13 protein-coding genes are annotated in these 13,281 nt (G+C 62.4%); 1 reads left to right on the top strand and 12 read right to left on the bottom strand.

Annotated features, from left to right (window positions below; translation table 11 throughout):
* Position 1: 1 nt before the first annotated feature.
* The 12 genes from PQU89_RS02120 to uvrB form a co-directional block, all read right to left on the bottom strand.
* Positions 2-532 (bottom strand): flagellar basal body-associated FliL family protein, encoded by a 531-nt coding sequence (locus PQU89_RS02120; RefSeq protein ID WP_272764400.1) that lies wholly within the window; start codon positions 530-532, stop codon positions 2-4.
* A gap of 153 nt (positions 533-685) precedes the next feature.
* Positions 686-1,816, bottom strand: coding sequence for a flagellar hook-length control protein FliK (locus PQU89_RS02115; RefSeq protein ID WP_272764399.1), 1,131 nt, complete (start codon positions 1,814-1,816; stop codon positions 686-688).
* A 65-nt stretch (positions 1,817-1,881) separates the two neighbouring features.
* The gene (gene fliJ, locus PQU89_RS02110; protein WP_272764398.1) at positions 1,882-2,319 is read right to left on the bottom strand and encodes a flagellar export protein FliJ; all 438 of its coding nucleotides are present in this window, start codon (positions 2,317-2,319) and stop codon (positions 1,882-1,884) included.
* Between the two features lie 9 nt (positions 2,320-2,328).
* Complete coding sequence (gene fliI / locus PQU89_RS02105; protein ID WP_272764397.1) at positions 2,329-3,723, bottom strand: flagellar protein export ATPase FliI; 1,395 nt, start codon at positions 3,721-3,723, stop codon at positions 2,329-2,331.
* Positions 3,707-4,498: a FliH/SctL family protein gene (locus PQU89_RS02100; RefSeq protein ID WP_272764396.1), complete on the bottom strand. Its 792-nt coding sequence runs from the start codon at positions 4,496-4,498 to the stop codon at positions 3,707-3,709. Before PQU89_RS02100 ends, fliI begins: the two co-directional genes overlap by 17 nt.
* Positions 4,488-5,486, bottom strand: a complete 999-nt coding sequence (gene fliG, locus PQU89_RS02095) for a flagellar motor switch protein FliG (RefSeq protein ID WP_047967401.1) — start codon at positions 5,484-5,486, stop codon at positions 4,488-4,490. The genes PQU89_RS02100 and fliG overlap by 11 nt, the downstream gene beginning before the upstream one ends.
* A complete protein-coding gene (gene fliF, locus PQU89_RS02090) occupies positions 5,479-7,197 on the bottom strand; it encodes a flagellar basal-body MS-ring/collar protein FliF (RefSeq protein ID WP_272764395.1) in 1,719 nt (572 codons plus the stop codon). The genes fliG and fliF overlap by 8 nt, the downstream gene beginning before the upstream one ends.
* Before the next feature lie 60 nt (positions 7,198-7,257).
* Entirely contained in the window at positions 7,258-7,578 is a 321-nt protein-coding gene (fliE, locus tag PQU89_RS02085; protein ID WP_047967399.1) for a flagellar hook-basal body complex protein FliE, read from the bottom strand.
* Positions 7,579-7,607: 29 nt separating this feature from the next.
* Entirely contained in the window at positions 7,608-8,936 is a 1,329-nt protein-coding gene (locus PQU89_RS02080) for a sigma-54-dependent transcriptional regulator (protein WP_272764394.1), read from the bottom strand.
* 51 nt (positions 8,937-8,987) lie between these two features.
* Positions 8,988-9,677 (bottom strand): chemotaxis protein CheB, encoded by a 690-nt coding sequence (locus tag PQU89_RS02075; protein ID WP_272764393.1) that lies wholly within the window; start codon positions 9,675-9,677, stop codon positions 8,988-8,990.
* 49 nt (positions 9,678-9,726) lie between these two features.
* Positions 9,727-10,215 carry a low molecular weight protein-tyrosine-phosphatase gene (locus PQU89_RS02070; protein ID WP_272764392.1) on the bottom strand — a complete coding sequence of 163 codons (489 nt, stop codon included), beginning with the start codon at positions 10,213-10,215 and terminating at the stop codon, positions 9,727-9,729.
* Positions 10,216-10,217: 2 nt separating this feature from the next.
* A complete protein-coding gene (gene uvrB, locus PQU89_RS02065) occupies positions 10,218-12,230 on the bottom strand; it encodes an excinuclease ABC subunit UvrB (protein ID WP_272764997.1) in 2,013 nt (670 codons plus the stop codon).
* Between the two features lie 150 nt (positions 12,231-12,380).
* On the opposite strand from uvrB, the gene PQU89_RS02060 reads away from it, so the two are divergent.
* Positions 12,381-13,235 carry a serine hydrolase gene (locus PQU89_RS02060; protein ID WP_272757879.1) on the top strand — a complete coding sequence of 285 codons (855 nt, stop codon included), beginning with the start codon at positions 12,381-12,383 and terminating at the stop codon, positions 13,233-13,235.
* Positions 13,236-13,281 lie beyond the last annotated feature (46 nt).

Below are 13,281 nucleotides of genomic sequence, written 5' to 3'. Positions count from 1 at the left end.
ATTACTGCAACTGAATGATGAAGGATGTGAAGAGCACGTTTTCAACCGGCTCTTCTTCCCCGGCATCCATCGACTCATTGATGATTTTCTTGATCTGCGCCTTCAGCTTGATCTTGCCGTCCGCCGACTGCAGTTCCTCTTCGGTCTTGGCCGACAGCAACAGGATCAGAGCACTGCGGATTTTCGGCAGATAGGCTTTCATATTGTTTTTGGCGGCTTCGTCATACAGTTCGGCCTGCAGCTCGATTTGCAGCATCGACGAGCCACCGCTCAGGTTGACGACAAACGGTTCCAGCTTCTCGAACACCGGCGGGCCTTCTTTTTTCTCTTTCTTTTCCGGCGCATGCTCGGCGGTGGCGTGGCTGGCATCGGCACCGGCCGACTTGTTGCTCAGGAACACATAGGCGGCCAGACCGCCCACCGCGGCCAGTACCAGCACCAGTAACACGATGACAACCAAGAGTAGTTTGTTATTGCCTCCTGCCGCGGGCTTGGCTTCTTTAACGTCTTCTTTTTTATCTTTTTCGGCCATGACAATACCTGCTCTCGTTTAAAAGAAATGCTTAACCCCTATTTTCTCCATTTCTTGTCGAGTTGAACAGCCATTTAGTAGATTTCCAGGGAAACAGCAAGCCGCTTTCCGCTTGCGGCCAACCTTGTTTTAGCCCGCGGCACGACAGGCCAATCAGGCGGTCACGCTCAGGCCGGAGGAGATGGCCGCCGCCGGTGCAGCGGACTCCAGCTCAGTCAGCGGCAACATCGCCTCGGATTGGGCGCGGCCGCGCTGCTGCTGCGCCTGCTGGCCGTGCTGTTGCTGGCCCTGCTGCTGCGAGGAGACCTGGGCATCGGCCAGCTGCAGGCCGGCCTGCTCCATCATCCGCGACAGCGTCGGCAGGTGACTCTCGACGATCTCCTTGGCCATCAGGTTGGAGGTGGTCACCACGATCTGCGCCTGCTCCTTGTTCATGGAGATCTGGACTTCGATCGGCCCCAGCTTTTCCGGAGTGACATGGAAGCGCGCGGAGTCCAGCTGCCGTTCGACCGCCTTCACCACTTGCTGGCCAAAGGCTTCGCCCCACTGCTTGCTGCGATCCATGGTGCCGCCCAGCAGCACCTCCTTCAGCTCCTTGCCGGCGCCGGCGCCAGTGGCAGACAAGTCGGTCGGCAATTCCTGCCGCCCGGCGGCAAGCGCCGGCGGCAAGGTTTTCACTTCGGAACCGGCCTCGGCCGCTTCCGCCTCGCGCATGGCCAGCCGCACCGCCACCGCGGCGGACAGGCCATCATCCTTCAAAGCCCGTTGCACCCGCTTGTCGCTGCTGGCAGCGGCCAGCAGTCCCGGCAGCGCCGGCGCTTCGTCAGCGGCGGCATCACCGGTCAGCGCGGCCAGTTCCGACAATGCGCCGGCCGTCTCGCCGCCTTTGGTGGCCTTGGTTTTGGCACCGGCCAGTGCGGCCAACTCTTCCGCCGCCAGCGCTTCGCCGAGCGCCGCGGGGTCAGACAGGGAGGAAAGCGCTGCGGCCTCCTTGCCGGCAGCGCTGGTCAGCGGGTTGGTCGCGGCATTGCCGGGCATGAACAAACCGCCCAACAGCAAGGACGCGTCTTGCGCCGCGGCAGTGGCAGCGCGCGGTTGCTGACCGATACCGTCCAGCAGCGCGCTGTCGCCGGCCGCCACCACGCCCGGCTGGCCGAGGGTGAATGCCTGCAACTGGTTGGCAAAGAACATGGCAAAAGGGGAGTCCGGAGTGCTGACATAGCCCTGGCTCGGGGTAGCCGAGCTGTCGCTCAGGTTTAAAACGGACTGGACGGTAATGGCCATTTAGACATGCTCCTTATTGTCATCACTCCGACAAAAGCATGAATTGTGCCAATCAGCAGAGTGCGTTACTCAGCCTTGTCCTGGGAGCTGATGCGGGCAGCAAATTCGTCCATCTGTTTCTGTTCGGCCTTGCGCTGGCGCACGCTCAGGCGCTCCGCTTCGCGCTCCTGCAGCACCTGATAAGACTTCACCTGCTTGCGCAGGCCAAGCCAGGCCTGCTTCTCCAACAGGAAACGCTGCACGCAACGATCCAGCTCGTGCTGCTGCTGTTGCCGCGCCTCCTCCAGCTTGACCAGAAACAGGCGCGCATCCCGCCACTGCCCGACCGCCAGGCCACGCTGCGCCATGTGCAGCACCCGCTGCTGGTAGTCGGCCAGAAAGGTATCCACTTGCCGCAGCGTCGCCTCCGCCTGCGTTTGCGCCTGCTGCGCCTGCTTCATGCGCTTGGCAGCCTCGTCCAGCTTGTCTTGTGCCAGCCGGATCAGCAGGTCGAATTTGCTCATGGCCTAGCCTTAGGCAGTCAGCACTTGCTCAAGCTGCGTCAGGCAGGAGGCAAAGTCGTGGTATTCGTTCATCGGCTGGGTCAGGAAGCCGACCAGTTGCAGATGACGGCGCATCGCCTCGTCCAGTAGCGGATCGGAACCGGGCACATAGGCGCCGACATTGATCAGGTCGCGACTGCGCTGGTAACGCGAGAACAGCTGCTTGAAGCGGCGCGCCAGATTGACGTGATGCGGAGTGGTGACGTCGACCATCACCCGTGAAATGGACTGTTCGATGTCGATGGCCGGGTAGTGGCCAGACTCGGCCAGCTCGCGGGTCAGCACGAAGTGGCCATCGAGAATGGCACGCGCCGAATCGGCCACCGGATCCTGCTGGTCATCACCCTCGGACAGCACGGTATAGAACGCGGTAATGGAGCCGGCGCCAGCTTCGGCATTGCCTGCGCGCTCGATCAGCTGCGGCAGCTTGGCGAACACCGACGGCGGATAGCCCTTGCTGACCGGCGGCTCGCCGATGGCGAGGGCGATTTCGCGCTGCGCCATCGCGTAGCGGGTCACCGAGTCCATCAGCAGCAACACGTCCAGACCCTGGTCACGGTAGTACTCGGCCAGCGCGGTCGCATAGGCGGCACCGTGCAAGCGCATCAGCGGCGGCGAATCCGCCGGTGCCGCCACCACCACCGAGCGCGCAAGGCCTTCCGCACCGAGGATATGCTCGATGAAATCCTTGACCTCGCGCCCCCGTTCGCCGATCAGGCCGACCACCACCACATCGGCACGGGTAAAGCGCGCCATCATGCCCAGCAGCACCGATTTGCCGACACCGGAGCCGGCAAACAGGCCCAAACGTTGGCCGCGCCCCACCGTCAGCAGACCGTTGATCGCGCGCACGCCGACATCCAGTACATCGCGCACCGGTGAGCGCCGCAGCGGATTCAGCGGCTGGCTGTACAGCGGATACAGCGCCTCGGCCATCGGCTCGGCACCGCCGTCCAGCGGCCGACCCAGCGAATCCACTACCCGCCCCAGCAGCGACATACCCACCGGCACCTTGCGGCCCAGCATACGCCCCGTACCGCCACTATCGGCCGGTTCGTCGTACAACGGCGGTCTAATCTCGGGCACCGCACAGACGGCAAGCCCCGGCTGCAGACCGTGCACATTGCTGAGCGGCATCAGGTACAGACGGTCGCCGGCAAAGCCGACCACTTCGGCCTCGGCCTGATAATCGGCCGACACCATGATCTGGCAGGCGCTACCGACCGGCAAGCGCAGGCCGACCGCCTCCATCACCAGCCCGGTCACTCGCGTCAGGCGCCCTTCCGCCTGCCAAGTCGGCAGTGGCCGCAGCGCCTGTTCGCAACGGCGCAAGAAGTCGCGCTGCCGCTCAATCAGCATGCTCATCCGTCAGTCCCAGCCCCTTGCGCAGCAGCTGCAGGCGGCTTTCCAGCGTCAGGTCGATGGACGCCGACGGTGTCTCGATGCGGCAGCCGCCGCGCGTGAGACTGGCATTGGCCAGCCACTGCATGCGCCACTGCGGATACTGCTCGCCCAGGAAGGCCTGCAAGGTCGCCAGTTCGTCCGGGTGTGCCTGCACCTTCACCTGCGCCACGCTGTCGGCCAGCGTATCCAGAGCCTCGGTCAGCAGCGAGCGCAGCACCGCCGGGTCGTGCCGCACCACTTCGCCTATCACCTTCTCGGCAAAGCTGACCGCCAGCGCCAGCACCTCCTGCGACAGCTGCGCACCCAGCAGCGACAATTCCTGCTCAAACGACTGCTGCAACGCGGACAGCGGCTGCCAGTACTGCTGGAACTGCTGCTGCGCCTCGAGCAGCGCCCGCTCGGCGCCTTCGGCACGGCCGCGCTCTTCCCCGGCCTTCACGCCGGCCTGCAAACCGGCATCGTAGCCGGCCTGCCACGCCTCCTGATGAATCGCCTCCAGCTCGGCCGCGGTCGGATAGGCGGCAGCGGCCACGGCATCGAGCGGCTCGGCCTCCTGCGACGCCTCCGCCATAATGAGCGAAGCCCCCTCGACAGGGGGCTCCTCCGGCTGCGGCGCTGGCACCGCCAACTCGGGCGGCGCCGTCTCTGGCTCCGCGGCAGCGCTACCCAGCTCGCCCATGGTCCAGCTGCGCCACTGTCCCAGCGACTCGGCAGGAATGACATTGTTATTCGACAAGACCTTCATCTCCACCTTTGCTTGCAATCACGATCTGGCCTTCGTCGGCCAGCTTGCGCACGATCTTGAGGATTTCCTTCTGTTCGGCCTCGACCTCGGACAGCTTGACCGGGCCTTTCGACTCCAGGTCATCCCGCAGCATTTCAGCCGCGCGCGACGACATATTGCGGAAAATCTTGTCTTTCAGTTCCTGGCTGGTGCCCTTCAGTGCCACCACCAGCGAGTTGGACTGCACTTCGCGCAGGATGGTCTGGATTGAGCGGTCGTCGATTTCCAGGATGTTCTCGAACACGAACATCTTGTCCTGGATGCGCTGCGCCAGCTCCGGATCGTACTCACGGATATAGGACAGCGCCGAGGCTTCGACGTTGGAGCCGAGGAAGTTGAGGATTTCGGCCGTCATGCCGACACCGCCGGCCGCGCTCTTCTTGACGCGATCGGCACCGGACAGCAACTGTGTCAGCACGTCGTTCAGCTCGCGCAATGCTTGCGGCTGCACGCCTTCCAGCGTCGCGGTACGGATCAGCACTTCGTTGCGCACCCGCTCCGGGAAGTAGGCCAGGATGGCACTGGACAGGTCCGGATCCAGATGCACCATGATGGTGGCGATGATCTGCGGGTGTTCGTTGCGGATCAGATCGGCGGCGGAAGACGGATCCATCCATTTCAGGCTTTCGATGCCGCTGTGGTCGTTGCCCTGCAGGATCTTGTCGAGCAGGTTGGCCGCCTTGTCCGGACCCAGCGCCTCCACCAGTACGTTGCGCAGGTACTCGTCAGTCGCACCGAAGTTGGCGCGGGCCGCGCACTCCTCCTGGAATTGCGACACCACCTTCTCCACTTCCTCGTGGCTCAGGTTGTTGAGTCCGGCCATGGCCAGACTGAGCTTCTGCACTTCCTTGGGCCCAAGGTATTTGAAGACCTCGATCGCTTCCGACTGACCAAGACTGAACAACAGTACGGAACTGCGGCGAACACCGACGTCACTCATCAGAGCTGATCCATTCCTTGATAATCTGCGCGGCCATGCGAGGGTCGGACTTCACCAGCTCGCGAACATTTTGCATATTAGCCTCGAACACACGGCGCTGGAGCTCTTTCGGAGACGGATTGTCGCTGTCCTCTTCCGACTCGCCCTCCTCGCTCTCTTCACCGGCGACCGCCAGCAGGCGGCCGCTGCTGGCAGCGCTCTCAAGGTCATCCGCCGGCGGCGGCGGTGGCGGATTCACCACGTCGCGCATGATCGGCCGCACCACCCCGAACAGCAGATAGAGGATGGCCAGCAGCAACAGGCCGTACTTCAGCAAATCGGAGGCATTGTTGCTGGCAAAATCCAGCACCTTGTCCTGCACCGTCAGCACCGGCACCGCATCGGCAAAGCTGGCGTTGACCACGTTTACCGAGTCGCCGCGTTCGGCGTTGAAACCGACCGCCTCCTTAACCAGATTATTGATCTGACCGAACTCCTTTTCCGTTAGCGGCGTCGCCTTCAACACCCCCTGATTGTCGGGCACCATCTTGTAGTTCACCACTACCGCCGCGGTCAGGCGCTTGATGGCGCCCTTCTGCGACTTGGTGTGCTGGATGGTCTTGTCGACTTCGTAGTTGGTGGTAATTTCGCGGCTCAGCGAACCGGAGGCGGTGCCCATCGGCAAGCCCGACAGGGTGGCGGTACCGGGCGCGGCGCCCGGCGGCAGCGTCAACGGCGCCGACGCCGGCGACGGTGGCTGGTTGGTCAGTGCCCCGGGCACGCCGGACGGCAGGTTGGCGTCGCGCCCCAGTGTTTCGCTGATCTGCTGGCTGCGGGTAGCGGAAGGATTGGGTGTCGAATTGGGGCGGAAGCTCTCCGAGGTCTGCTCCGACTCGGAAAAATCCACGTTGGCCGTCACCTGGGCGCGGGCATTACCCTTGCCGAAAATTGGCTCGAGAATGGTTTCGACGCGCTTGGTGTAGTCGGCCTCGATCTGGCGCACATAGTCCAGCTGGCGGCGATCAAGCGAGCCATTGTTCTGGTCCGGCACCGTGGACAGCAGATTGCCGTCCTGATCGACGATCGACACATTGCGCAGCGGCAGGTTGGGCACCGAGCTGGATACCAGGTGCATGATGCCGGCAATCTGCCCGCCATCCAGCATCCGCCCCGGACGCAGGGTCAGCATCACCGATGCCGTCGGCTGCTGCTGGTCACGCACGAATACCGTCTGCTTCGGCATCGCCAGATGCACGCGCGCACTGTCGACCACGGCAACCGCCTCGATGGTGCGTGCCAGTTCACCTTCGATCGAGCGCTGGTAGTTGACCTGCTCGGCAAACTGGCTGATGCCGAATTTCTGCTTGTCCATCAACTCGAAACCGACACCGCCGGCCTTGGGCAGGCCTTGCGTCGCCAGCTTCAACCTGGTGTCGTAGACGCGCTCGCTCGGCACCGAAATCACGCCACCGTCGCCAATCTGGTACGGCACGTTCATCTGCTGTAGCGCGGCGGTCACCTGGCCGCCGTCGCTATCGGCCAGACCGGTAAACAGTACTTTGTAGGGAGGTTCGCGATTGAATACCAGCAAGGCAAGCGCGATGGACAACACTGCGGCAATGGCAGTGAAGAACAGGATTTTCTTGTTATTGGGAAGGGCATTGAAACGTGTCAACACTTCGTTGGCACGCCCCTTCCAGGCAGGCGCAGTATTATCGACCAATTCAGCCATACAGTGGTTATTTCATTATTGATCTTACCGCCGCAGGCCCGAAGCTCGAAACAGACGGCGCTACACTTGCGTATTCATGATTTCCTGATAGGCCGAAACCAGCTTGTTGCGGGCCTGAACCATGGTCTGGAAGCTCAGACTTGCTTTTTGCATCGACACCATGACGTCCTGGATGTTAACGCCTTCCTCACCCAGTTCAAACTGCTTTTGCAGCTCAAGCGAGGTGTTCTGCACCTGGTTGACCTGCTCCAGCGTGCTCTTGAGTACATCAGAAAAATCGACTTCGGGAGCGGTCTTGTCTACCGCAGGCGCCTGGCCCGCGGCCAGCGATGACATGGCGCGCAGCTCACCCAATAGCTGATTGATACCCTGCGTGGACATAGTAACCTCTTGCAGTGAGGCCGGCGGCATCAAACCGGACCGGCGTCTTCTTCACGATAACGCTGCAACTTGTAGCGCAACGTCCTTTCGCTAATGCCAAGGCGCTCTGCAGCCAGTTTCTTGACGCCCCCGCACGCCTGCAGCGCATCAAGAATGTGACGTTTCTCCACCGCCTTCATACCCAGGTCGGATTCGTCAACGGCGCTGTCCGTTGCCACCGGCAGCACCATCGCCGATGGCGACAGCATCAGATCGACGGCAGAAACTTCCGGCCCGGCGGCAAGAATTGCCGCCCGCTGCATCACATTATCCAGCTCGCGGATGTTACCTTCCCAACTATAGGCCGTCAATTCACGCTCCGCGTCCTTGCCCAGGGTCAGACGCGGCTTGGAAACGGCATTAGCGTGCTTATCGAGCAATTTTCGCGCCAGCGGCAAAATATCTTCGGTGCGCTCTCCCAGCGCCGGCACCGCCAGCGGGAATACATTGAGGCGGAAAAACAGGTCTTCGCGGAAGCGGCCGGCCGCGACTTCTTCTTGCACCTCACGGTTGCTGGTGGCCAGCACGCGGATGTCCAGCTTGATGGTGCGCGTGCCGCCGACGCGCTCCACTTCGCGCTCCTGCAGCACGCGCAACAGCTTGGCCTGCAAGGGCAGCGGCATTTCAGTGATTTCATCGAGCAGGATGGTACCGCCCTGCGCCTGTTCGAACTTGCCGGGCAGCACGTTGGCCGCACCGGTGAAGGCGCCCTTCTCGTGACCGAACAGGGTCGATTCCAGCAGGTTGTCGGGGATCGCCGCGCAGTTGACGGCGACGAACGGCGCCGCGCTGCGCCGCGAGTGGCGGTGGATGAAGCGGGCCAGCACCTCCTTGCCGGCACCACTGGGGCCGCTGATCAGCACGCTGGCGTCGCTGGGCGCCACCTGCCGCGCGATGGCCAGCAAGCGTTTCATCGGCGCGGAATAGGCCAGCAGTTCCGCGTCGCCTTCCGGCTCCGGCAGCAGGTATTTTTCCACCTCGGCAATCAGCTGCTGCGGCTCGAACGGTTTCAGCAGGTAGTGGCTGGCGCCGGCACGCAGCAGGTCAATCGCACGCTCGATCACGCCATAGGCGGTCATCAGCACGAAGGGCAAAGCCGGATAGGTGGCCTTGACCTGCTGGAACAGGGTGTAGCCGTCCATCGGCTGCATCTGCGCATCCGACACCACCAGTCCGACCGCGTTGTCGCGCAACACCTGCAAGGCCGACTGGCCATCCGCCGCCTCCAGCACCGCGTAACCGGACAGCACCAGGGTATCGACCAGCGCTTCGCGCAGGTCGGCATCATCTTCCACAACCAGGACAGGCAAATATTTCATGGGTAACCGATGTAATTCATGACAGGACAGGGCCAGCCGCCGGACAACAGCTTAGTCCTGATGCTGGCGCTGGCTGCACAGCGCGATCAGGCGCGCGGCAATATTGTTGAGTGGCAGCACTTCATGGGCGCCGCCGAGGGCGATGGCCTCCTTCGGCATGCCGAACACCACGCAGGACGCCTCATCCTGCGCGATATTGTGGGCGCCCGCTTCTTTCAGCTCCCCCATGCCGGAGGCGCCATCGCGCCCCATACCGGTCAGGATCACGCCGATGGCATTGCGGCCGATAACGTTGGCCGCAGCGCGGAACATCACGTCCACCGACGGCTTGTGGCGGTTGACCGGCGGCCCCTGGTGCAGGCTGATGGCGTAGCCGATAGTGCTGGCCGGCTTGATCAGCAGGTGGGAATGGCCCGGCGCAATATAGACCACGCCCGGCTGCAAGCGCTCGCCGTCTTCCGCTTCCTTGACCCGCAGCTTGCACAGCGAATCCAGCCGCGCGGCAAAGGACTTGGTGAACATTTCCGGCATGTGCTGGGTGATGATGATCGGCGGCATCTGCTCCGGCAGCGCGGTCAGCAACACCCGCAACGCTTCAGTGCCACCGGTGGACGACCCGATGGCGATGACCGCCTGGCGCCCCAGTGCCAGCCGGCCAGGCTGGCGCGGCAGGATGGCGTCGGCAGTGTGACTGGGCGCGACTTCCAGCGGCTTGAAATCCAGCCCTTCTTTACGCGGCATGACCATGTTTTCCCCTTTTGGCGGCGCCCGGGCGCAGCGTCAGGTTTTGTTATATCGCAGGCAACTTCGCCCTGGCCTTGTCCAGCCAGTTGCGCGACGCCTGCTCCAGCAAGGCAAACACCGCTTCAAAACCGGCCTCCTCGCCATAGTAGGGATCCGGCACCTCGGCATCCGCCAGCATCAGTGCCAGCTCTCCCGGCCAGTCAGCCGGCATCTGCCGCCGCAATTGTGCCAAATGATCGTAACCGGCAACTAGGATCAGATCAAACTGCTGCCAGTCTTGCGGCCGGAAAGGCCGTGCCCGCAACGCGCTCATGTCGACACCGTGGCGCAGCGCCGCCGCTACCGTGCGCGGATCCGCCGCTTCGCCGGCATGCCAGGCCGAAGTCCCGGCGGAGTCGACCGCGATCTGCGCCGCCAGACCGGCGCGGCCAACGTCACGTGCGAGGATGGCGTGCGCGGTCGGCGAGCGACAGATGTTGCCGGTGCACACGAACAGCACCCGGAAACGGGCAGACGGCAGGGTTTTGTTTTTCATGATTACAGCGGATTGATCCAGGCTTGTTCTTTTAACACTTTCAACTGGTCACGCAGGTTGGCCGCTTTTTCGAATTCGAGATTGCGCGCCGCTTCCAGCATTTCCTTTTCGATGCGCTTGATTTCCTTGGCCAGAGCTTTTTCATCGAGTACCACCGTCGACAGCGCGCTCTTGCGCTTTCCGATACCGGCATTATCGCCGTAAACGCCGTCGATCAGATCACGCACTTTCTTGTTGATGCCCTGCGGCACAATACCGTTGGCTTCATTAAATGCCAATTGTTTATTTCGGCGACGCTCGGTTTCATCAATGGCCCGCTTCATGCTATTGGTAATTTTATCAGCATAAAGAATGGCACGACCCTGCAAATTACGTGCGGCACGGCCGATGGTTTGAATCAGGCTGCGCTCGCTGCGCAAAAAGCCTTCCTTGTCGGCGTCCAGAATCGCCACCAGCGACACCTCCGGAATATCCAGCCCCTCGCGCAGCAGGTTGATGCCGATCAGCACGTCGAACATACCCAGCCGCAGGTCGCGGATGATCTCCACCCGCTCCACGGTGTCGATATCGGAGTGCAGATAGCGCACCTTCAGCCCGTGCTCGGTGTAGTAGTCGGCCAGCTGCTCCGCCATGCGCTTGGTCAGCGTGGTCACCAGCACCCGCTCGTTGCGGTCCATGCGCAGGCGAATTTCCGACAAGAGATCATCGACCTGTGTCGCCACCGGCCGGATCTCAATCTCCGGGTCCACCAGGCCGGTTGGCCGCACCACCTGCTCCACCACCTGGCCGGCATGCGTGGTCTCGTAGTCCGCCGGGGTGGCGGACACGAAGATGGTCTGCGGCAGCAGGCGCTCGAACTCGTGGAATTTCAGCGGCCGGTTGTCCGCCGCCGACGGCAGGCGGAAGCCGTACTCGACCAGGTTCTGCTTACGCGCGGCATCGCCCTTGTACATCGCGCCGACCTGCGACACGGTGACGTGGCTCTCGTCGATGAACATCAGCGCGTTCTTCGGCAAGTAATCGATCAGCGTCGGCGGCGCATCGCCCGGCGCACGACCGGAAAAGTGGCGCGAGTAGTTCTCGATGCCCTTGCAGAAGCCCATCTCGTACAGCATTTCCAGGTCGAAGCGGGTGCGCTGTTCGATGCGTTGCGCCTCCACCAGCTTGCCTTCCTTCTGGTACCACTCGATGCGCTGGCGCAGCTCCAGCTTGATCTGCTCGCAGGCACGCAGCACGGTGTCGCGCGGCGTCACGTAGTGGCTGCCGGGATAGACGGTAAAGCGGCCGACTCGCTGCTTGGTGGCGCCGGTCAGCGGGTCGAACAAGATCAGCGTTTCGATCTCGTCGTCGAACATGCTGACGCGCACCGCCAGCTCGGCACTTTCCGCCGGGAAGATGTCGATCACGTCGCCGCGCACGCGGAAGCCGCCGCGCGAGAAATCGACATCGGCACGGTCGTACTGCATGGTCACCAGCCGCGCGATGATGTCACGCTGCGCGATGGTCTCGCCCTCCTTCAGGTGCAGGATCATCTGGTGGTATTCGGCCGGATCGCCGATACCGTAGATCGCCGACACGGTGGCCACGATGATGCAGTCCGGCCGCTCGAGGATGGACTTGGTCGCCGACAGCCGCATCTGCTCGATGTGCTCGTTGATGCTGGAATCCTTTTCGATGAACAGGTCCCGGCTCGGCACATAGGCCTCCGGCTGGTAGTAATCGTAGTAGGACACGAAATACTCGACCGCATTCTCCGGAAAGAACTCGCGCATTTCAGCGTACAGCTGTGCGGCCAACGTTTTGTTGTGCGCCATGATGATGGCCGGGCGGCCGGTGCGGGCGATGACATTGGCCATGGTGAAGGTCTTGCCGGAACCCGTCACCCCCAGCAAGGTCTGGAATGACAGGCCGTCATCCAGCCCCTCCACCAGCGATGCAATCGCCGTCGGCTGGTCACCGGCCGGCGGAAACGGCTGGTGCAAATGGAACGGACTCTCCGGAAAAACAATATTCATCGACATTCACCCATTCGTCACGCCAGGGATAGCTGGTCCAATTGTTTTTCATGGCATAAATAGAAAATCAATCCGGACAAATCCATTCTGGCGATTTAAAATAAAATCTGTTTTATCACGTAACTCACCACGCATCGGAGCCACAAAAAGATGCTAAAGAATTTATTTGTTGCTTGCGTGCTGGCGCTTAGCAGCGGCGCCATTATGGCCGCCCAGCCGACAAGCTATCATCCGTCGGAAGCCGCCCAGCCGCAATTAAGCTCGCACTCGGTCGCCATCGTCGACGGCCGCACCGGGCAGATGGTATTCGAAAAGAATGCCCGGCAAAAGCTGCCGATCGCCTCCATCACCAAGCTGATGACCGCGATGGTGGTCTTGGACGCCGGCTTGCCACTGGACAGCCCGATGACCATCAGCGACGAGGAAATCGACCGCCTGAAGAACACCGGCTCGCGCCTGTCCGTCGGCTCCACGCTGACCCGCCGCGAGATGCTGCTACTGGCGCTGATGTCGTCGGAGAACCGTGCCGCGGCGGTACTGTCGCGCTACTACCCCGGCGGCCGCCCGGCGTTCATCGAGCGCATGAACCAGAAGGCGCGCGCCATCGGCATGCAGAACGCCAGCTTCTACGACTCGACCGGACTGGACGTGCGCAACAGCGCCACGGCGATGGATCTGGTGCGCATGGTCAAGGCGGCCAACCAGTATCCGCTGATCCGCCAGTTCACCACCATGACCGAGTACACGGCACAGCCGACCGCTACCCGCACGCTGCACTACAAGAACAGCAATGCGCTGGTGCGTGAAGGCCAGTGGGCGATCGAGCTGTCCAAGACCGGCTTCATCAACGAAGCCGGCGGCTGTCTGGTGATGGAAGCCGAAGTCGGCAGCCAGAAGCTGGTCTTCGTGCTGCTGGCCGCCAACAGTTCGGCAGCGCGGGTGCGGGACGCCCGCTCGATCAAGACTTGGCTGGAATCCATTCCTCACACCTGGTTGGCGGGCTGAACCGCGCCAAGGTTGGCCGCAAGAAAAAACCCGGTGCCTGGCACCG

The organism is Vogesella indigofera (assembly GCF_028548395.1).
GTDB classification, from domain to species: Bacteria; Pseudomonadota; Gammaproteobacteria; order Burkholderiales; family Chromobacteriaceae; genus Vogesella; species Vogesella indigofera_A.
The sequence above is the reverse complement of the archived record's forward strand: the minus strand, read 5'-3'. Positions and strand labels throughout refer to the sequence as shown.